The organism is Nocardia sp. NBC_00508 (genome assembly GCF_036346875.1).
Taxonomy (GTDB): Bacteria; Actinomycetota; Actinomycetes; order Mycobacteriales; family Mycobacteriaceae; genus Nocardia.
On sequence record NZ_CP107852.1, the window covers coordinates 2,064,357 to 2,084,740 of the forward strand.

19 protein-coding genes and 1 pseudogene are annotated in these 20,384 nt (G+C 68.4%); 10 read left to right on the plus strand and 10 right to left on the minus strand.

Features of this window, described 5'->3' with window-relative positions:
* Window positions 1-31: 31 nt before the first annotated feature.
* Both OHA40_RS09280 and OHA40_RS09285 read right to left on the minus strand, forming a co-directional pair.
* A complete protein-coding gene (locus tag OHA40_RS09280; protein WP_330232652.1) occupies window positions 32-481 on the minus strand; it encodes a universal stress protein in 450 nt (149 codons plus the stop codon).
* A gap of 57 nt (window positions 482-538) precedes the next feature.
* The gene (locus tag OHA40_RS09285) at window positions 539-1,891 is read right to left on the minus strand and encodes a flavin monoamine oxidase family protein (protein WP_330232653.1); all 1,353 of its coding nucleotides are present in this window, start codon (window positions 1,889-1,891) and stop codon (window positions 539-541) included.
* A gap of 303 nt (window positions 1,892-2,194) precedes the next feature.
* Between OHA40_RS09285 and OHA40_RS09290 the strand changes: the two genes are divergently transcribed.
* Both OHA40_RS09290 and OHA40_RS09295 read left to right on the plus strand, forming a co-directional pair.
* Window positions 2,195-3,433 carry a phthiocerol/phthiodiolone dimycocerosyl transferase family protein gene (locus tag OHA40_RS09290; RefSeq protein ID WP_330232654.1) on the plus strand — a complete coding sequence of 413 codons (1,239 nt, stop codon included), beginning with the start codon at window positions 2,195-2,197 and terminating at the stop codon, window positions 3,431-3,433.
* 685 nt (window positions 3,434-4,118) lie between these two features.
* Complete coding sequence (locus tag OHA40_RS09295) at window positions 4,119-5,255, plus strand: cytochrome P450 (protein WP_330232655.1); 1,137 nt, start codon at window positions 4,119-4,121, stop codon at window positions 5,253-5,255.
* A 19-nt stretch (window positions 5,256-5,274) separates the two neighbouring features.
* On the opposite strand, the gene OHA40_RS09300 is transcribed toward OHA40_RS09295, so the two are convergent.
* The 4 genes from OHA40_RS09300 to OHA40_RS09315 form a co-directional block, all read right to left on the minus strand.
* Complete coding sequence (locus OHA40_RS09300; RefSeq protein ID WP_330232656.1) at window positions 5,275-6,483, minus strand: ROK family transcriptional regulator; 1,209 nt, start codon at window positions 6,481-6,483, stop codon at window positions 5,275-5,277.
* Between the two features lie 29 nt (window positions 6,484-6,512).
* Entirely contained in the window at window positions 6,513-7,751 is a 1,239-nt protein-coding gene (locus tag OHA40_RS09305; RefSeq protein WP_330232657.1) for a sugar ABC transporter permease, read from the minus strand.
* Entirely contained in the window at window positions 7,748-8,521 is a 774-nt protein-coding gene (locus tag OHA40_RS09310) for an ATP-binding cassette domain-containing protein (RefSeq protein WP_330232658.1), read from the minus strand. The genes OHA40_RS09305 and OHA40_RS09310 overlap by 4 nt, the downstream gene beginning before the upstream one ends.
* 73 nt (window positions 8,522-8,594) lie before the next feature.
* Window positions 8,595-9,686 (minus strand): sugar ABC transporter substrate-binding protein, encoded by a 1,092-nt coding sequence (locus OHA40_RS09315; RefSeq protein ID WP_330232659.1) that lies wholly within the window; start codon window positions 9,684-9,686, stop codon window positions 8,595-8,597.
* Between the two features lie 391 nt (window positions 9,687-10,077).
* Here OHA40_RS09315 and OHA40_RS09320 point away from each other — a divergent pair, with 391 nt between their 5' ends.
* Genes OHA40_RS09320 through OHA40_RS09330 form a run of 3 tightly spaced genes read left to right on the plus strand, consistent with a single transcriptional unit; the run spans window position 10,078 to window position 12,675 of the window.
* Entirely contained in the window at window positions 10,078-10,401 is a 324-nt protein-coding gene (locus OHA40_RS09320; RefSeq protein ID WP_330232660.1) for a hypothetical protein, read from the plus strand.
* Complete coding sequence (locus tag OHA40_RS09325) at window positions 10,398-11,696, plus strand: hypothetical protein (protein WP_330232661.1); 1,299 nt, start codon at window positions 10,398-10,400, stop codon at window positions 11,694-11,696. The genes OHA40_RS09320 and OHA40_RS09325 overlap by 4 nt, the downstream gene beginning before the upstream one ends.
* The gene (locus OHA40_RS09330) at window positions 11,686-12,675 is read left to right on the plus strand and encodes a hypothetical protein (protein WP_330232662.1); all 990 of its coding nucleotides are present in this window, start codon (window positions 11,686-11,688) and stop codon (window positions 12,673-12,675) included. The genes OHA40_RS09325 and OHA40_RS09330 overlap by 11 nt, the downstream gene beginning before the upstream one ends.
* Window positions 12,676-12,965: 290 nt before the next feature.
* Here the strand turns inward: OHA40_RS09330 and OHA40_RS09335 are convergent, their stop codons facing one another.
* Together OHA40_RS09335 and OHA40_RS09340 are read right to left on the minus strand one after the other, a co-directional pair.
* A complete protein-coding gene (locus OHA40_RS09335) occupies window positions 12,966-13,376 on the minus strand; it encodes a nitroreductase family deazaflavin-dependent oxidoreductase (protein WP_330232663.1) in 411 nt (136 codons plus the stop codon).
* A 437-nt stretch (window positions 13,377-13,813) separates the two neighbouring features.
* The gene (locus OHA40_RS09340; protein WP_330232664.1) at window positions 13,814-15,319 is read right to left on the minus strand and encodes a flavin-containing monooxygenase; all 1,506 of its coding nucleotides are present in this window, start codon (window positions 15,317-15,319) and stop codon (window positions 13,814-13,816) included.
* A 69-nt stretch (window positions 15,320-15,388) separates the two neighbouring features.
* Here OHA40_RS09340 and OHA40_RS09345 point away from each other — a divergent pair, with 69 nt between their 5' ends.
* The 4 genes and pseudogenes from OHA40_RS09345 to OHA40_RS09360 all read left to right on the plus strand — a co-directional run.
* Window positions 15,389-16,426, plus strand: a complete 1,038-nt coding sequence (locus OHA40_RS09345; protein ID WP_330232665.1) for an AraC family transcriptional regulator — start codon at window positions 15,389-15,391, stop codon at window positions 16,424-16,426.
* Window positions 16,427-16,641: 215 nt separating this feature from the next.
* Complete coding sequence (locus tag OHA40_RS09350) at window positions 16,642-18,579, plus strand: UvrD-helicase domain-containing protein (protein ID WP_330232666.1); 1,938 nt, start codon at window positions 16,642-16,644, stop codon at window positions 18,577-18,579.
* A gap of 79 nt (window positions 18,580-18,658) precedes the next feature.
* Window positions 18,659-19,030 (plus strand): hypothetical protein, encoded by a 372-nt coding sequence (locus OHA40_RS09355; RefSeq protein ID WP_330232667.1) that lies wholly within the window; start codon window positions 18,659-18,661, stop codon window positions 19,028-19,030.
* A gap of 27 nt (window positions 19,031-19,057) precedes the next feature.
* Window positions 19,058-19,253: pseudogene (locus tag OHA40_RS09360) on the plus strand (VIT1/CCC1 transporter family protein); the annotation flags it as partial.
* Window positions 19,254-19,261: 8 nt separating this feature from the next.
* On the opposite strand, the gene OHA40_RS09365 reads toward OHA40_RS09360, so the two are convergent.
* Together OHA40_RS09365 and OHA40_RS09370 are read right to left on the minus strand one after the other, a co-directional pair.
* Window positions 19,262-19,435 carry a CsbD family protein gene (locus OHA40_RS09365; RefSeq protein WP_330232668.1) on the minus strand — a complete coding sequence of 58 codons (174 nt, stop codon included), beginning with the start codon at window positions 19,433-19,435 and terminating at the stop codon, window positions 19,262-19,264.
* A 17-nt stretch (window positions 19,436-19,452) separates the two neighbouring features.
* Window positions 19,453-19,608: a DUF6131 family protein gene (locus OHA40_RS09370; protein ID WP_174188126.1), complete on the minus strand. Its 156-nt coding sequence runs from the start codon at window positions 19,606-19,608 to the stop codon at window positions 19,453-19,455.
* A gap of 321 nt (window positions 19,609-19,929) precedes the next feature.
* On the opposite strand from OHA40_RS09370, the gene OHA40_RS09375 reads away from it, so the two are divergent.
* Window positions 19,930-20,352, plus strand: a complete 423-nt coding sequence (locus OHA40_RS09375; RefSeq protein WP_330232669.1) for a hypothetical protein — start codon at window positions 19,930-19,932, stop codon at window positions 20,350-20,352.
* The last annotated feature ends 32 nt before the right edge of the window (window positions 20,353-20,384 follow it).

The following is a 20,384-nucleotide window of genomic DNA, read 5'->3' on the forward strand; positions in this document are numbered from 1 at the left end:
CTGTTCCGGGTAGCCGCACCGCCGCGCACGGTCACCGCTGCTCGGCCGGTCGGACGCCCTCGTGCGCGACGAGAACCGAGCAGCCCGCGTGCCGGGCGGCCTTCTCTGCGGTGCTGCCCATGAACCGGCCCCAGATGCCCGAGTGTCCGCTGCGCCCGAGGATCAGCAGGTCGGCATCATGGTCCTCGGCCGCGGTGGCCAGCTCCCGTGCTGCCTGACCCGCGCGAATCTCCGCCTGCACCGGGATCCCGCGCTGTTCGGCGGCCGTGGCGGCGGTGTTCAGCCATCGGCGGCAAGTCTGCTCTCCGATCGAGCGTTCGTCCTCGATCTCGCCGACCACCGGACCGTAGTGCGGCAGAAACTCTTCGACTGCCACCACGGTGAGCGCGCAGCGGTGCACCGCCGCCAAGTCGAGCGCCATCGTCAAGGCGGCTCGGGCGCCGGGTGAGTCGTCGTAGCCCACCACGATCCGCTGGAACACCCCTTCATTCTGGTCCCTCGGGGCCGACCCGAGCCAGCATTCGGGCTACGTGGCCGATCACGCCCCGGTCACGGATCGACGTAGTGCCAGCACTTCGGCGGCTGCCCGCTCGCCGGAGCGAATCGCGCCCTCGATGTAGCCCGACCATTCCGTGGCGGTTTCGCTGCCCGCCCAATGGATCGCGCCGATCGGTTGCCGCAGAGCCGAACCCAAAGTGGTCAGCACACCTGGGGGGAAGAAGGCGCCGTAACCACCGCGCGCGTATGGGTCCTCCGCCCAGACCTTTTCGTGCCACTCGATCGGATCGCGGGCCGCGTGGCCGAACGCGCGCACGAGCGATCCGACGATCATGGCGCGTCGCTCCGACGCGGGTAGCGCGGCGAGCCGCTGGGCCGCACGGCCGGGCACCAGCGCGCCGAGCACGCCGGGCCCGCCCGGGCGGGTGGCGTCGAAGGTCACCGGCACCGGATCGTGCGGATTCAGCGACTGGCCGGTGAGCCCGTCGTCACGCCAGAACGGCCGCTCGTAGACCGCGAAGGATTTCAGCACCGACCCCATCGGCATGCGCTGGGTCAGTTGGTCACGGGCCGCGGGCAGCGGCGGATCGTAGGAGATGCGCCCGGCCATGACCGGCGGCACCGCGACGATCACGTGCTCGGCGTGCACTTCGCCGAACTCACCGCCCACCCGGACCCCATCGGCCTGCTGCCGGATCGACGTGACGGCCGCACCGAGACGCAACGCCCGCCCCAATTCCACCCCCATGGCCAGCGCGGGCCCGTCGGCCCCTTCGACGAACAGCCGGGTCACCGTCTCGGCCGTGATCCCCGCTTCGACGCCACCGGCCGAGCGGATCGTGGTCAGCAAGCCGAGCATCGAGATGCTTCCGACGTCGACGCACAACTCTTCGCCGATCATCACCTCCGCCAGGTGCCGAGCGCGCCGCTCGGGCAGATTCCGGCGCAACCAGGTCGCCGCGGTCATCGCGTCCAGGCGATCCGCGCCCGGCGTGGTCCACGGGCGCGCGAGGTCGACGCGGGCGGCCATCCGTTCCAGTCGCCACATGGCCTGGGCCAGCACCACCAGGACGAGTGTGGGTAGCGGCGGACGCGCGCCGGTGAACCGCCGCCGGACCACGCCTTCGACCAGCAGGTCGACCCCGGCCGGTGGCGGATACGTCAGGGCGCCGTACTCCTCGGCCAGCGCGGCGAAGCTGGTGTGCGCTCCCGAGATCCACTGTCCGCCGAGGTCGATTGCCCATCCGTCGCCGACCCGTGCGGTCAGCGTCCGGCCGCCGACCCGATCGGCGGCTTCCACAACGACGACCTCGCGCCCCGCCGCCCGCACCGCTCGCGCCGCGCACAATCCGGCGTAGCCTGCGCCGACGACAACCACATCCGCGCGGTCCATAGTGGCCTCCCGTCGCCGCACCCCGTAACTCGACAACCACTGTCGATCACACACCGCCCCCGCGCAACCGACGTTGCGCATCCGGGGCCATGCCGCTACCGCCGAACCACCGGCGCGGGTCCGCCTCAGCTACCCGCGGGCGTCAGCGTGGGGGCCCGGGTCGCGAGCACGTGTCGTTGCGGAAACGACACGAAACAGCGGCTGCGGATTCGCCGATAGAGGGCCAAGGTGAGGGTGCCGAAGAGCCTGGCGCGTCCTGGCTTCGGGCTAGCCTCTGGGACAGGCTCAGGTGGAGGAAGCGACATGACCGCAGCAACCGTCATCCGTCCGCTGGCGCCGAGCGAGGCGATCTTCGCCAATAGCGAAGTCCTCGTCGGCTATTCGATCAGAGTGACGGGTCGGTTGGATCTCACCGCGCTGTCCGCCGCGTTCGAGGCCGTGGTCCGTGCCCGCCCGATCCTCGGCGCCCGCCTGGAATCGGACGAGCACGGCGGGCATCTGCTACTCGAATCGCCGGGTTCGCCGCCGGAGATCTCGGTCACCGACGGTGATCCCGAACGGTTGCTCACCGGCGCCCGGTTGGATCAGCGCAGAATGCTCGGGACCCTGTGCGTGGTACGCGACGGCGCCAACGCGGGCGTCACCCTGGTGACTCACCACAGCATCGCGGATGCCTGTCATTCGCTGGCCGTATTCGCCGAGCTGTGGTCCTGCTACACCGATCTCACCCGAGGCTGCCTGCCCGAGCTGGCCCCGCACGGATTCCCGGGGTCGGTGGAAGACCTCCTGCGCAAACGCGGCGTCGAGAAGATCGACACACCAGCGCTGCCGCCCCGCGCGGCCGGTGTCGCCCAGACCCATTGCGGCCCGGACGATCTCGACTACCTGCTGCCCCGCACGGCCCGCTGCAGGCTGACCCGGGAGCAGACCGCGGCGCTGATCGAACTCGGGCACCGGGAGAAGACTACGATCAACGGGCTCGCCTCCGCCGCGATTTTGCTCACCGAGGCCGAGTTGCGCGGCCTGTCGCTGACCGAGCTGAGCTACACCTACTCGGTCGACCTGCGCACCCGGGTGCGGCCGCCGATCGGCATGACCGAGGGCACCAACGTCCTCGGCTTCGCGAATTTCGTTCCCACGCCCGGCGCGACGCTGGTCGAGCTGGCTCGTGCCATCAGCGATGCGTTACGCGACGGACTCGGCTCGGGCATCGTGCAGCAGACCCCGCTGCACATCCCTGAAATCGCCGCGGGTCCCCCGCCACGCGCGCCGGGCATCGTGCTCGCCACCAACTGGGGCCGGGTGTGCAGGCCCCGGGTGCCGGACGCGCTGCGGGTCACCGACTTCCGCTCGATCATGCTCGGCAAGCCGGATAAGACCGGCCACCGGCTCCAGCAGCCGAGCGGCACCATCATCATCAGCACCTTCGACGACCGGCTGAGCATCGAGATCCACCATCCCGACGAGACCACCGAGGAACAGCGAGTACGCGTGCGCCTGCTCGCGACGCACCTGTCGGTGTCCGGCGCGAGCACAAGCTGAACACGACCGCCGAATACGCCCTGTTCACTCGACACCCGCGCCGAGCAACAGTGCAGCCGCAGGCAGGCGAATAGCGCACACAGCCTGCACAGGTTCGAAAGCGCAGCATACCGGCACAGTCGGACGCAGCCCGCCAGCAGCACACCGGGCGTGGGAGCGAAGCCGGAGACAGCTTCGGACGAAGTCCGTCCGTAGCCAGCCCCAGGCCGAGCGAAGACGACGGCGGCCGCATGAACAAACACAATCAGACGAAGTCCGTCAATAGCCAGCCCAAGGCCGAACGAAGACGACGGGCAGCCGCATGAACAAACACAGCCGGACGAAGTCCGTCCGTAGCCCGCGCCGGGCCGAGCGAAGACGACGGCAGCCGCATGAACAAACACAATCAGACGAAGTCCGTCAATAGCCAGCCCAAGGCCGAACGAAGACGACGGGCAGCCGCATGAACAAACACAGCCGGACGAAGTCCGTCCGTAGCCCGCGCCGGGCCGAGCGAAGACGACGGGCAGCCGCATGAACAAACACAGTCGGACGAAGTCCGTCCGTAGCCCGCGCCGGGCCGAGCGAAGGCGAGGCAGCCGCATGAACAAACGCAGTCGGACGAAGTCCGTCCGTAGCCCGCGCCGGGCCGAGCGAAGGCGAGGCAGCCGCCTATTCTACGAAGACGGCGGCAGTGAGGTTGGTGATGGTGCGGACGATCCGGACGGCGGCGCGGGAACGGTGGGACGAGCACGCGGGCTGGCGCGGTGCGGTCCGGCAGGCCGAACTTCCTGGTGGACAACCTGTTTGGGTGGTCGCGGGATACGACGAGGTTGCCGCCCTGCTCTCCGACGAACGGCTCAGCCTGGACAAGCGGCGCTCCGGCGGCGGCTACGCGGGGTTCGCGCTGCCACCCGCGCTGGACCGCAATCTGCTCAACATGGATGGCGACGAACACGGCCGGATCAGACGACTGGCCGGGCCCGCGTTCTCCCGCGGCGCGGCCGCGAACCTGCGGCCCCTTGTGCGCCGGATCGCCGAGGGGACCTTCGACGCGCTGGACGAGGCGCCGGGCGAAGCGGTCGATCTGCTCGACCGCCTGTGTCTTCCGGTGCCCGCCTTGGTCATCGGCGAATTACTCGGTGTACCAGCAGATCTGCATCCCGGCCTGCGTGACGCCGCCACGTCCATGGTGACGTTCGACGCGGCGTCGCCCGAATCCGGACGGCGGCTCGTCGCCGCGATCGGCTGGCTGACCACGACCTTCACCGATCTGGTCGCCGCGAAACGTGCCAGGCCGGGCGATGATCTGATCAGCGAATGGCTGTGCGCCGCCGACGACGCCCGGACGCTTTCCGAGGACGAACTGGTCTCGCTCGCGTTCCTGATGATGCTGGCCGGACTGGAGAACGCGGTACACCTGTGCGGCAATCTGATCGCCACCCTGCTCGGCTCCGGGGGCGTCACCGCGGCCGACTGGCCAGCCCGCCGCCGCGACCTGATGGAGCGAGCCAATCCCCTCCCGTTCGCCATCCGCCGTTTCGCGGTGACCGAGCTGACTGTCGGCGGCCAGACCATCTCCCGCGGCGACACCGTCCTGCTCTCGATATTCGGCGCCGATTCCGATCCCGCCCGCGCGGGCAGGCCGAGCCTCATGTTCGGTCGCGGACCGCATTATTGTCTCGGCGCGCAGACCGCGGACCTCATCGTGGACGCCGTCGTCCCGGAATTCTTCGCGCGATATCCCAAGGCACGGCTCACCGTCCCCGAGTCCGAATTGACCTACCGCGACTCGTGGCGCGCCCATGGATTGGTCGCGCTTCCGGTGGCGCTCGGCGGCTGACCCGATCACGAAGCTGTCGTCAAGCGCGAGCGGCGGCGGTGCGGACCAGTGTCTGCAAGGGATCGGTCAGCACATCGGTGAAAGCCAGTTCCGCGGCGCCGATCAGGGTCGCGTCGCCGCCGAGTGCGCTGGTGCGCAACCGGACCCGTTCGCGGACGGCTTGCAGGCCGTTCACCGCCACCCGGCTGCGCACCTGCGCCGCGGCGGCCAGGTAGATCTCGCGCAGTACGCCGCCGAAGACCACCATCGACGGATTGAAGATGTTGACCAGATTGGCGACGCCGTAGCCGAGCCATTCGCCGATTTGGTGCAGCGCGTCCCGCGCGGCGGCGTCACCGCGCGCGGCGGCCTCGACGATGGCGTCGACCGCCGCCTGTCCCGGTGGATCGGAACGACCTGCCGCCGCGATCAACCCGAGTTCGCCCGCCTCGGCCTCGAAGCAGCCGCGGGAACCGCAGGCGCAGGCCCGCCCGCCCGGGTTCACGATCATATGCCCGACCTCCCCGCCGTAGCCGCCTTCGCCGCCGAGCAGCTCGCCGTTCATGATGATGCCGCCGCCGATGCCGACGTCGCCATGCAGGTAGATCAGGTTCGCCAGGCCCTCGCCCACCCCGCGTTCGCGTTCGGCCAGCGCGCCCAAGTTGGCGTTGTTACCGACCGCGACCCGGAGCCCGAGATCGAGTTGCTCGGTCATCTTCGCGCCGAACGCGACGTCCACCCAGCCGATGTTGGGCCCGTACCGGACGACGCCGTCCTCCTCGCGGACCATGCCGCAGAACGCGACGCCGACGCCGACGCAGACCGAATCCGCTGCCGCCGCATCGATCATCGTGCGGGCCATCGCCACCAGTGCGGCGATCACGTCCTCCGGGTCGAAGGCGCCGCGGGGGCGGGCGGTCTCGGTGCGATCGAGCACGGCGCCGCCCAGCCCGACCCGTGCGGCGGCGAGCCGGTCCGCGCCGACGTCGAGCGCGACGACGTACACGCGTTGCTCTTGCGGCCGCACCACCAGAGACGGCCTGCCCGCCCGCCCGGTCTGGCCGGGCAGCTCCTCGCTCACCAAACCCGCGGCGGCCAGGTCGGTGGTCAGGGCGAGGATGGTGCTGCGGTTCAACCCCATTCGTTCAGCGAGGGTCGCACGCGACACGGCGCCGCCGCGGTGCACGTGTCGCAGCAGCGTGGCGAGATTGCGCGTGCGAATTTCCTCGGGGGAAGGTGCTGCTCGCATTCACCGGGCCTTCGTCGCGGGACAGGGATTCATCGATGCAGGAGTGCACGCCTCCGGGAGAGCGCGTCCACTCCGGCGGCCAAGAGCAGCACGAATCCTGTCACAACGAATTTCGTGCCCGCGCTGTAGCCCATCAGCCCCATCCCGTTGTTGATCACCGCGACCACCGCGGCGCCGAGTACTGCGTCCAGCATCCGCCCGCGTCCGCCGAACAGGCTGGTGCCGCCGATCACCGCCGCGCCGACCGCGGTGAGCAGCACATCGCTGCCGCCGGTATTCGGATCTACTGAGTTCGCCCGCGAGGCCGCGATCAGTCCGCCGACCGCCGCCATCGTCGAACACAGCACGAAGGCGGTGATTTTCACGCGGTCCACCGCGATGCCCGCCCGTCGGGCGGCCTCCGCGTTGCCGCCGACCGCGTAGATGTGCCTGCCGAACGAGGTGCGATCGAGCAGGAACGTCCACAGCAGCAACAGCGCGGCGATCAGCGGCACCACGATGGGCATGCCGGTCAGCGAATGCAGCTCCGGATTGCGGCTGCGCTCGCCGTTGAGCACCAGCACCGCCGCGCCCGCCACGATCGCCAGCACCGCGACGCGCACCGCGACCACCGGCGCCGTCGCACCGGTGAGGCCGAGTTTCGTGCGGGCCCGCAGCTTCCGGTACTGGACGATCGCGAACCCTGCGACGAGGACGGCGTACAGCGCCCAACCCAGTAGCGGGGGCACGTTCTTGTTCGCGACCGCGACGATCGTCTCGTCGCGGATCGCGATATTGCGTCCGTTGTCCATGATTTTCAGCGCGACGCCCTGCAGGGCGAGAAACGCGGCCAGCGTCACCACGAACGACGGAATGCCGATCTTCACCACGACCGTGCCGATCACGAGCCCGATCGCCACGCCGGTGAGCAGGGAGACACCCACCGCCAGATACCACGGCCACCCTTTGTCGGTGAGCAGCACGGCGAGCACGGCGGCGCAGACCCCGCTGGTGAACCCGGCCGACAGATCGATCTCGCCGAGCAGCAGCACGAAGATCAGGCCCATCGCGATCACCGCGATCGCCGCACCCTGGGTGAACAGATTGGCGAAGTTGGCCTCGGACATGAAGACCGGGCGTGCCGCCCAGAAGATCACGGAGAGCACGACGAGCGCGATCACCGACGGCAGCGCGCCCATGTCGCCGCCGCGTACCCGGCCGACGTAGCCGGTCACCAGGTCGGTCACCGGCGCCGCCGCCGGTCGCTGCTCGGTCGCTACGGCGTTCATCGGGTGACTCCGCTCGTTTCGAGACCGAGCGCGCCGCTGCGGCCTGCCGTGATCAATTCCACGACCTGCGAGTGCGTCACGTCGGAGGTCCGGACCTGGGCCGCCATCCGGCCGAGGTAGAGCGCGGCGATCCGGTCGGACACCGCGAAGACGTCGTTCATGTTGTGCGAGATCAGCACCACCGCCAGGCCCTGGTCGGCGAGCCGGCGAACCAGCTCGAGCACCTGCTGGGTCTGCGCCACGCCCAGCGCGGCGGTCGGCTCGTCGAGGATCACCACTTTGCTGTTCCACAGCACGGCTTTCGCGATGGCCACTGTCTGGCGCTGGCCACCGGACAGGCTCGACACCTGCTGACGGACCGATTTGACGGTGCGCACCGACAGGCTCGCCAACGTTTTGACGGCGAGTTCTTCCATCGCGTACTCGTCCAGCACGAGGCCGCGTCTGCGTTCCCGGCCGAGGAACATGTTCTGGACGATGTCCAGGTTGTCGCAGAGCGCGAGATCCTGGTAGACGATCTCGATGCCGAGCGCCGCCGCGTCGCGCGGGTTGTGCACCTGCACCGGCCTGCCCGCGAAAAAGAACTCGCCCGCATCGATCGGATGCGTACCGCCGATGCACTTGACCAGCGTGGACTTGCCTGCGCCGTTGTCGCCGACGAGCGCGGTGACCTCGCCGGGATAGGCGCTGAAACCGACCTCGTGCAGGACGTGGACCGGGCCGAAACTCTTTTCTATTCCCCGTAATTCGATGACCGGCAGTTCGGACATGGGGTAGCTCCTCTGAAAGGGGTGGGGCCCCTTCCGCCGTCCCCTCATCGAACCGCGGAAGGGGCGTGCGGCATCAGATCCCGTTGTCCGCGCAGAGTTTCGCGAACTCGCCCGCACACAACTCGGCTTTGGTGACGTAGCCGTCGGCCACGACGTCCTTGACGTTCTGCGGATAGATCGGCTTCGGTTCCAGCAGCACGGAGGGAACGTCCGTGTTCGACTCCGGGTCGCGCACCGTGCCGTTGGTCGTGCCCTGCTCCCCCTTCGCCAGGGCGACAGCGAGTTTCGCGGTGGCCTCCGCCTCTTTCTGGATCGCTTTGTAGACGGTCATGCACTGATCGCCGTTGAGCACGTTCTGCAGGCCCTGGACGGTCGCGTCCTGCCCGCTGACCGGGACCTGGCCGTTGAGCTTCTGCTTCTTGAGCACCGCGATCGCGGCGTTGGCCAGCCCGTCGTTCGCCGCGACCACGCCCGCGATGTCCGGCCGACCGGTGAGCATCTGCTCGAATATGGTGCCCGCCGTGATGTTGTTCCATTCCGGGACAGCCTGATCCGGACCCTTCAGGTATTGGCCCGCGTCGAACCTGGGTTTCAGCACGCCGTCGTAGCCGGTCTTCAGCAAGGTGGCGTTGTTGTCGGTCGGCCCCCCGTTCAGGTACGCGACCACCGGGCGGACCGTGTTGCGATCGGTGAGGCACTTCGCGACGCCCTCGCCGAGCAGGCTGCCGACCTTCACATTGTCGAAGGAGACGTAGTACTGCGCGCCGCCGCCGAGGGTGAGCCGGTCGTAGTCGATCACGGTGACACCTTGGGCTTTCGCCTTCTGGATCACGGCTTTGCCGGTGCCGCTGTCCAGGTTGGTCATCACCAGCACCGACGCGCCGTTGGTGATCATCTGGTCGGCGATGGTCTGGAAAGCGTTCTTGTCGCCCTGGGCGTTCTGGATATCGGCCTTGACGCCCGCGGCGTCGAACGCCTGCTGCAAGTACTTCCGGTCCGCGGTCTCCCAGCGTGCGGAAGTCTTGCTGTCCGGGAGGATTACGCCGATCTGCGCTTTTCCGCCGGAATCCGCGGAGTCGTCGCCGCAAGCGGTGAGTGCTGTCATGAGCGCGACCGACAAAGCCGCGGCGGTGAACATGCCCTGACGCATGAGTGGGCCTTTCATACACCAGCCGCGGTAGTGCCCGGGCCGGTCGGAGTGGAGCGAATGTTGTTCACGGCAACATATCGGACTGTGACGGACCGCACAATAGGTAATTTGTTGTTCCCGATAACAATCTCGATATACGCGCATTCCCTCAGGTGAACGCCGGTCCGCATGAGCGGTCGCGGGGCCGAGGAGGGCTCGTGAACAGGCGTGTCGGCGGCCCGGACGCATCGCCGCCGAGGGATCGGACGGGCTCCGCGATCGCGGACCGGACATCCGGCGCGCGGCATCGGGACGGTCGCAGAAAAACGGACCACCCAGGATCGGGCGCATAACGGCGCGTCGGCACAGTACGCTTGGCGGTGAATCATGGCGCGGTAGCGACAGACTGGGATCCGGGAGGGGAACAGTGGATACGCTCGAGCTCGACCCGGCGGCGGTGGCCGCCTACACCGCGATCGCGGACGCGGTGTCCGAACAATTGGCGTCGGCCGCCGCGGTTGCCTCCGGCGCGGTGAATCCGGACCAGCTGGCCGGCGATCTCGGGCTCGTCGGCGCGGAATTCGCGGCCCGGTTCTCCGCGGCGGTGTCCGAACACGCGGAGGCGTTGTCAACCGCGGGGCAGTTGGTCGGCGTCTACGGCAAAGTCCTGCGCGATTACCGCGAAAAGGCACAGGACGTCGACGCCGCCACGGCGGGTGCCATCACCCAGGCTGGGGAGGAGATGGCATGAGAAGCCTGATGGGACTGCGAAAACGCGCGCACGCCACCCCGGCCGCCGAGGCCACCCGGCCGCCGCGCACGGAGCCGGGCGTCGACCCGCCCATCGTCGCCGCGCTGGTACGCCCACTGCTGACCTTGCGCTCCTCGCTCGGCACCGGTGTCGGCGTGCCGAATGCGGCTGCGACCAGCGCGCTTTCGGCCGCCACCACGCAGGCGTCCGACACCGAGGATCCGCACCGCGAAGGATTGCACGCCCTGGAGTCGACCTGGACCTCACGCGCCGCCGCCGCCGCGGTGCCCGCGCTGCGTACGACGCAGACCCAGATCGGTGACATCTCCGATCGCGGGCCTGCCTACCTGTCCGTCCTCGCCGACGCGCACGCCACCTCCGGGCGTGCGGCCCAGCGCGTCGACCAGATCATCGCCGAGTTCCGGCGCGACGCGCGCGAGATCCTGGACAACGCGAGCTCGGCGCCGGAGACCGACGCCGTCATCGCGCGCGCCACCCGAGCGCTGCGCGACGCCATCACCACGGTGACCGCGGCACGCACCGAAATGAGCGACCACACCAGAAGACTCGATGACATGGGACCGCTCACGGTGACCGCGCCGAGCGGCGTCGCACAGGGCGGGACCATACAGCCCGGCACCACCGGGCACGTCGTCCCGGGCACCACGACACCGGCCACCACGCAGCCGATGGACCCTGCCGCGGCCGCACAGCTCCAGTTGCAGCAGCAGCTCATCGCCGCGGGAGTGCAACTCGGCAGCACGGCCATCAACGCGGGCGTCGACATCGGCACACACATCATCGACAAGATCGCCGAAGTCGGCATGCACACCATCGACACCGTCGCGGCGTCGGCGGACAAAGCGATTCCGGAACTGATCAACCCTGGCTCCACCACGAACCACGGCGCGAACGGCGACGACTCGCGGAACTCCTCGAAGTTGTTCGACTTCGGCGGGTCGCAGGACAAGCCCTCCTCCAGTGGCGCCAATTCGGTGATTCCGCCCAACAACTCCGCACCGACCACTCGATCGGACGCGCCGCGACCGGAGAGCAGGCCCGCGCCCGCTGGAACACCACCCGCCGTCGACTCGGCCCCTCCCGCGCCCGCGGGCCGCCCGGACCACCCCGGCCATCCAGGCCCGACCGGCGGCATGATGCTGCCACCGGCGCCGCCTCCGGGCGGTAGCGACCAAGAACACAAGCCGCGCGACGGCCAGCTCGGGGTGACCATCCCGTCCGCCGTGACGGCGGTGGTGCCGGTGCTGGGCGAATTCGACGACGATGCCCCCTGACCGGGAGCATCCCAGTCAGAATGTGGGCCACGGCAATCCGTTCGACACGGGTCTGCCGATGCTGCGCATCCCCGCGGGCAAGCCGTCGAAGCGGCGGCGTCCGCACGGCCGCCGCAAGGTGATCCGTCGCCGCGAACCGGAGTTCGCGGCCGCGGAGCCGCCGCGTGCGCCGGACAAGCAGAGCACCCGGCCGCAATTCGGCGAGTGGGAACAGTGGCTCGAACCGGCGTCCCCGGCCGAGCAACAGCCGGAACCGCCCGTGCAGCAGCGCAGCGCGCCGCCCGAGCCGGAGCCGCCTGCCGTCGAGCAGAGCAACGGTAAGATGCCCGCGATCATCAATCGATCCGGCGTCCATCCCGGCAATCCGGTGCGCCATCCCCGGCGGCAGGCGGATCAGCCGCGCCGCAACTGGTCGCTGACCGTGCTGATCGTGCTCGGTATCGCCGTCGCTGCCGTCTCGATCGGGCTGACCATCATCTACGGTTCCGATACGAAGACGCGCACGGCGGCGGCGACATCTCCCGCACGCTCGGCGGGTTCCGCGCAGTCCACCTCGACGTCCACCACGTGGGCCAAGCCGCCGTGGGCCATCGCGACCCCGGGATGCGAGCAGCGGCGCGCCCCCGACGTCGTCTCCGGCACCGACCCGGGCGGCACCGGCAATGGCCCCGATGCCATCCTCGCCTTCGAATACGCCTATTACGCCGAGCGTTCCGGCTACCGAGCGCGTGCGGTGGTCGCGCCGGACGCGGCGGTGGCGCCCGCCGATCAGATTCAGCGCGGCATCAACCACGTGCCGGTAGGCACCCGTTACTGCGTGTTGATCACTCGCGCAGTGAACAGTCCCGCCGGACAGGAGCGGTGGGAAGTCCGGCTGACCCAACAGCTCCCCGGCGAGGAAACGAATACTTTCACGCAGTTCATCACCACCCGGACCGGTACCGACCAGACCCTGATCACCGGGATCACGGCAGGCTGACCACTTCTGGTCTTCGCAGCGGCTGCGCGGCACTCAATTCACCTGCGAGCATGAGCATCTCGACGCGGCTCCAGAGCAAGCCCGGACGAACGATGTCGCCGCGGTCGCGCCCACCGAGAACGACACCGAGACAGCTTCGGCCCGAATCCACATCGGCGACTGCAGAATTCTGGTTCGCGACGTCGGAGACACGAGCGGTACGCGAGATCGGCGATGCGCAACCGCGCCGATCTGCACAAGCCCGGCTCGAACGGCCGCGCACACCCTGTGTCGACTGGGGCAGCCCTGGCTCAGTGCGGCCTGAGCTTGACGACCGGAATGATTCGGTCCGTCTTTTCCTGGTACTCGGCGAAGCCGGGCATCACCTCGACCATGGCGGCAAAGAGCCGGTCGCGCTCCGGGCCGTCGGTGAGCGGAGTCGCGGTCGCCGGGACGGTTTCGGAGCCGATTTCGAGGGTGACCTCGGGATCGGCGCGGACGTTGTGCAGCCAGTCGGGGTTGGTCGGGGCGCCTGCTTTGGAGGCGATGACGACGATGTCGTCGCCGTCGCGGATGAAGGCAAGGGGGTTGGTGCGCGCAAGCCCGGATCTGGCGCCGGTCGTGGTGAGCAGGAGCAGCTCATGGCCCGCGAAAGGACCGCCGACCTTGCCCTGGTTGGCCCGGAATTCTTCGATGATCTGGGTGTTCCAGTCGCCTGCCATGGCCGTTTCTCCCGGGGTCGTTGGTGATCATGCGCGAGCCTACTCGGATCTATCTGAAACGAATGCCTCTCACATGTTGCCCGCGCCGCGGTGCCCCAGGCGACGCCCACAGGCGGTCAGGGTTAGCACACCGTGCCCCTGTATACGGGTGTTCGCGCCGATCCGTGACGGATCGACCGAGGCTCGTCCGGCAATGAGCATCGGTGTCACCCGGTCGGGAATCCCGTTCTGCTGCTGGAACCCATCGCGGCCCGAACGGTCTTCGATCTCGGTCGGGAGAGCAGCATCGGCAAGCCCAGCTACAGCAGCTCGTAGCTCCATGCATCCGTTCCTACCATCCACCGCGACCGAACTCGACAATCTGCAGCCGACCCGGAGAAGTGATCGAGCCACTTCGAAACCTGGCCCTAGTCCATCAGGAAGGTGTTTGCACAGCGTTAGGAAACGGACACCGGCTGGCGGAGCGCCGATTTCGGTGTCGCGGTGAGCGACTTGTCCAGGTTCGTGCGCAGGGTGGTGGCCGAATCGAGCAAGTAGTTCTGCCGGACCCGCCAGGGATGGCGGTCGCCCTGGCGCGGGAACTCGCCGATGGAGCGCTGGATGTAGCCGGAGGCCAGATCCAGCAGCGGATGCTCGTCCAGTTTCCCCCGCGGCTCGGGCACCACGACGGCATAGCCCTTGCGGTCCATATGGTTGAGCACCTTGCAGACCAGCCGGGAGGTGAGATCGGCGCGCAGAGTCCACGAGGCGTTGGTGTACCCGATGCACACGGCGAAGTTGGGCACGCCGGTGATCATCGTCCCCTGCCAGACGAACTGCTCGTACAGGGCGACCCGCACGCCGTCGACGCTCGGGGTGATGCCGCCGAAGGCGAGCAGTTGCAGCCCGGTGGCGGTGACCACCACATCCGCCTCCAGGACTCGGCCGGACTTCAGTCGAATGCCTTCCGGCACAAACGTATCGATGTGATCGGTGACGACTTCGGCCTTGCCCTTCTTCATCGCCTTGAAGAAATCCGCGTCGGGCACGGCGCACAGGCGCTGGTCCCAGGGGTTGTAACTGGGCGTGAAGTGCTCGGCAACGAGCTTGTCGTCCTTCAGGATTCGCGCGGTGACGCCGGTGAGCAGCTTGCGCGCGCGTTCCGGGCGGCGACGGCAATATTGGTAGAAGCCGATGGTGAACAGGATGTTCTTGGTGCGGATCGCCCGATGCGCCAACCGCGGCGGAAGCAGTGCGCGGATCTTGTCGGCCAGCTTGTCGCGGCCGGGCACGGCGCTGATCCAGGTGGGCGTGCGTTGCAGCATCGTCACCAGTTCCGCCTGCTCGGCCAGCGCCGGAACCAGCGTGACAGCGGTCGCGCCGCTGCCGATCACGACGACGCGCTTGCCGCGGTAGTCGAGGTCCTCCGGCCAGAACTGCGGGTGCACCACCGTCCCCGAGAAGGAGGAGATGCCAGGGAATTCCGGCGCGTACGGCCGCTGGTAGTCGTAGTACCCGCCGCAGGAATACAGGAAGCCGCAGGTGAGGGTGCGGGTCTCCAGGGCGCCCGCTTCGTCGCGGTGCTCGAGCGTCAGCGTCCAGCGTGCGCTCCGGCTATCCCAGTCGGCGGCGAGCACCTTGGTGCGGTAGCGGATGTGCCGGTCGATGCCGTACTCCGTGGCGGTCTCGGTGATGTAGCGCAGGATCGAGGGACCGTCGGCGAGCGCCTTGGTTCCACGCCACGGCTTGAATGGATAGCCGAGGGTGAACATGTCGGAGTCCGAGCGAACGCCCGGATACCGGAACAGATCCCAGGTGCCGCCGAGCGCGTCACGCGCCTCCAGGATGGCGTAGGTCTTGCCGCGGCACTCGGTCTGCAGCCGGTAGGCCGCGCCGATGCCGGATAGTCCGGCCCCGACGATCACGACATCGAGGTGTTCCGGCGGTGCGGCGGTCTCGGTCATCCCTCCAGTGTGCGAGCCGAACGAACCGCTTTCTTGACTTTGCGCGACAACTATTTGATCCTCGACGACATGTCCGTGATTCGATCGGCGGGGCTGCGCGGGTTCCGTGCCACCGTGGCCGAGCTGGGCGGGGACGCCGAGGCGCTGGCCACGGCCTGCGGCTTGCCGGCGGCCACGCTCGACACCGACGACCTGCTCGTTCCCGAGGAGCAGGTAGCGGCCGTCCTGGAGCTGGCCGCGCAACGGCTGCACTGCCCCGACCTGGGCCTGCGAGTTTCCCAGCGCCAGGACCTGGACATGCTCGGTCCGCTGGCGCTGGCCATCCGTAACTCACCGTCGGTGTCCGACGTGATCGAGTGCTCGGCGCGATATCTGTTCCTGCACGCGCGTTCGCTGACTCTGGCGCTGGAGCCGGACCCCTATGCCGAGCGCGGCGTGATCGCGCTCCGATACGGCGTGCAGCCGGGGCTCGCGATGCCCGTGCAGGGCACCGACCTGGGGCTGGCCTTCGTGCATCGCACCATCCAGCGCCTGGTGGACGACCGCTACGGACTGCGCTCGGTCGAACTGCCCTACCGACCGAAGGCGCCGATCGCGAGCTACGAGGAGTTCTTCGGCGCACCGGTACGCGTCGAGCGGCCGTCCGCCGCGCTGCGGGTGCCGAGCAGCCTGGCGACCCGCCCACTCACCGGCGGCGACGAGAACCTGCACCGGCTGGCCATGGCGTTCCTCGCCGAGCAGTCCGGCGGCGCGGACGCGGCGATCGCGCCGAAGGTGCGTGCCGCCGTGCGTCAGCTGCTCGGCACGGCCGCGCCCGAAATCAGCGCTGTAGCACGGCTTCTGACGGTGCATCCGCGTACACTGCAACGGCGTCTGGCCGCCGAGCACACCTCGTTCGCCGCGATCCTGGACGAGGTCCGGCGGGATGCGGCGCGGCGGTATCTGACCACGACGGACATGCCGATGAGCCAGGTCGCCTCGCTGATCGGGCTGTCCGAACAGGCGACGTTCACCCGGTGCGCCCGAAGATGGTGGGGGACAACGCCTACCGCGCTGCGGCGCACGGGATCGCACGGAACGATCCAGCCGCACAACACTTTCGGGTGACAGCACGGCAACGGTCCAGCGTCCGATTCGCCCGGTTCGGTAACGGTTGCTCCCGAAAGCACCCGACCCATTCCCTCCTCGACGCTCGGTCTCTACCGTCGAATACCGGGTAGGTGTGTGCCGGAAGGGGGACCCATGAGCGAGCGTAGCGAGCGCGAAATCAGCGCAGCCACCCCGGTGGTCACGGCGGAGCCGCACGTCGGCGAGGCGGAGTCATGACCACCGACAGCTGGCGCGGGCGCGTGGCGGAGGCGCTGGGCCGCGTCCCCGGACTGACCTCGCGACAGCGGTCATGCCTGGCCGAAGCCCTGCTGGAGCCGGACCGGCGCCTGCTCATCCATCGAAACGTGGCGCACCCGCCGGACGACCATGCCCACGCGCTTCTCGTCTGTGGCACAGGGCTTTTCGCGTTGCGCTTCGCCCAGGATGTCCCCGCGCGGCTGGACGGAATCCGCCGCCATGCCGAGGCGAGGTTCGGCAAGGTGCAGTTCGGGCGGGAGAAGGTCGTCGCTCACGATGTGCAGCTCGTGCTGCTCGTTCCCGGCGAGATCGGCGTCGCCGCGGACGGTAGGTTCGCCCTCGCCGGACCGGCCGATCTCGATCGGGTGATCCGCACACGACATCGGCAGTTGCGGCCGAGCCGGGTCCACGCGATCGCGAGCACCGTCGCCGACCAGACCCTCGACTACGACCTACTGGAGATCGAGGAGCCGGACGCAGCTCCAGCTCTGCTCGACCGGTCGGATGTCACTGCCCCACAGCGCGATGCGGCACTGCGGAGGCCGTTCCAGCACTGGATGACCTTCCTCGATCCCGATCAGGAGGCGCTGGTGTCGCGCACGTACACCGGCCCCGCACGACTGACCGGCCCGGCAGGCACCGGCAAGACGGTCGTAGCCCTGCACCGCATGGCCAGGCAGGCGAAACGATCCACCGGACGGCAGCTGTACACGACCTTCGTCAAGACGCTGGCGAACTGTCAGGAAACACACTTCCGCCAGCTCGCGCCGGGGACCGAGAGACATGTCCAGTTCGCCGGTTTGCATGCTTGGGCGATGGATTTCCTGGGGCAGCGGATCGCGCCGCCGAGGCTCGATCCGCGCGGCGCCGATCGCGTTTTCGGCCGGGTGTGGGATCGGGCGAGAGCCGATTTCGAGACCATCGAGCCGCACGACAGCTACTGGCGCGAGGAGATCGACCGCGTCATCAAAGGCCGCGAGATCAACGATCTCGATGTCTATTTGCGCGCGGAACGCAACGGGCGCAATGGAATTCGACTCGATGATGTGCAACGCGCCGATGTGTGGCACAAGCTCTACGTCCCGTACGTGCGCGACATGCGGACGCTGGGCATCTCCGACTACAGCGACGTCATCGCCATCGCGCTGGCCGAGATCCGCAACGAACCGCTCGCGCAACCCTACGACGCGGTCGTGGTCGATGAAGTACAGGACATGACGCTGGCCGGGCTGCGGCTGGCGCACGCCATCGCGGGCGGAGACGGATCGAGTCCGCTGCTGCTGCTCGGTGACGGCCAGCAGCAGGTGTACGCGGGCGGCTGGCGGATGGCCGACGCGGGCATCACCTTGCGTGGCCGTGGCGAGATCCTCCGGGTCAATTACCGCAATCGCCGTCGCGTCTGGGAGAACGCGGCGGGAATCGACGCGGTGAACGCGCTCGGCGATTTCGACGGCGACGGCGGTGTGGCGCTGCGTGACGCCGATGTCACGTTGCCCGACGGCGCCGTGGACATTTGGCGCGGTCCCGACCAGTACCTGGAGAGCGCACTGGTGACCGGCATTCACGAGTGCGGCAAACCGCTGTCCGATATCGCTGTGCTGACCAGGACGAATCAGGAAGTCGACCGGCTCATCGGCGCGCTCGACGCGGTCGGGATCGCGACGCTCCCCCTGACCGACTTCAACGGAACACCGAGCGCCGCGGTCAAAGTCGGCACGGTCCACCGTGCCAAGGGCATCGACTTCGCGGCGGTCTTCCACCCGACCTGGTCCGACGACGACCGACCGCGCACCGGAGCGAGCCGCGAACGGGCCGAACTCGCCGACCGCCAGAAACTCGTGGCGATCACACGGGCGCGCGACTACGCCTGGATCGGTATCCGAGACGACCGCCTCGAAGCCGACCACACCTGAAAACAGCGCCCTCGAATCCCTCCTGGGAAGACGCGATTCGGCCGCTACACTCTGCGGGATCGACTGGGAAGGGGGCCGCATGGACGCGGTTGTCAAGGAGGTCGCCGAGGAGGGCAAGCGCCTGATCGACCGTGCCTGGCTCGGCGAGCTCAGCCGCGACCAAGCGGTGCACATGTTCGTGCAGGTCGGCGACGGCATGGTGCGCTACGAGACCGCGCTCACCATCATCGACGACGGTGTGCGGCGGCTGAACGTCAACGCCAGGCGGCTGCGGATCCTGCGCTGGTGCACACTGCTGGAGATTCCAATCTTCAGCGCGTTCGCGGGGCTGGCCGTCCTGTTCGGCGACTACACCACCGCGGGCCTTTCGGTGTTGTTCCTGCTGATCCTGCAGGTGACCCACCGCACGATGCTCCCGAGTCCGCCATCGGTCCTTCGCCAACCGAAATAGCCGCCTGGGCGGAGGGGCAGCGCACGGTTGCCGCCGGTGACCGCGCGCATCCCGGTTACCTTCGCGGCCGTGCCGGCTGCGCTCGCGATCACCGGTTCGGTCAGTGCCCGGCTCGGCGGAAGCGATCGCGGGCGGGCCGTGCTCCGAGTGGTCATCGGCGGCGCGCTGGCCATGGCGGTCACCTACGGCATCGGCCGGCTCGCCCGACGTCGCTGGGATCTGATCCGCGCATCAGCGCCGGAACGCGTCCCGCAGCTTGTCCGCGGCGCGCTCCAGGTTGCCGCGGAACTGCTCACGACGCCCCTCGGACTGCAGCCGGGCGCTTCCGGTCGCCTTGCCGAGGAGTTTCTTCACCCTGCCCCGGGTGGCCCGCGCTTGATGCGCGACGCGATCTTCGAACTTCATGTCCAATTCCGATGTCGCTAGTAGTACCAGCGGCGGCCACCGACCGGACGGCCCACCGAGCCCGCCACGAGCAGCACCAGACCGATGATCAGCACGATGATGCCCGCGGTAGTGAGCAGTGAAATTCCGAGCAGCCAACCGAGGACCAGGAGGATGAGGCCGAGAACGATCATTGCCGTGTTTCCTTTTCTTGATAATTATTTCGCAGTCAACGGTTTCGAGGTGGAAGCCGTCGCCCCACGGTCGCCCCGCGCGGGTGTGTGCAACCACCGCCGCCACGCAGGCTCTCCGGTGGTTCGCTCACCCGGCTCAGGGGTCCCTGCCGCGAGATCACGCCGTACCGCAGCCATCTCGCGACGTGACTGCCTGAGTTCACGACGTGCCGTCGCGCCTTGCCGGGTGACCCGCCAGGCACCGGACAGCACGAGCGCAAGCCCGAGCATCCCGATGGCGCCCAGCACGATCCCGTAAGCGAACAGCGCTCCGATGGAGCCATGGAACTGGTAGTCGAATACGGCGAATTGCTGAACCTCGCCGGTGTTGCCCACTACTGCGGCAACCCCGATAATCACCGCCGCGATCAAGACGGCGAGTCCGATGATGATGATCATGACAATCCCTGTTGCGTCGAGTCGTTGAACAACTCGGCTATTCCCGCAGTCGGGACGATCAAACCCGAGCGAAACGGATTGTTTGACTCCGGTGAATCGGTGTATCCGAAACGCATGACGTACACGATTACTTTGCACAATGTCTCTCGGGAGTCCGCCTCGGCCATCGAAGCGACACTGCGCGGCGTCAACGGCATCGATTCGGTCGACATCGATGTGCCGTCGGAGCGCGCCTTGGTGAATTCCACCCTCACCTACGGCGAAGTCCTCGACGCGATCCGGCAGACCGGAGCCTCCGCCTCCTGATCGAGTCTTCAGCCGCGCGGGCCGGCGGCCGG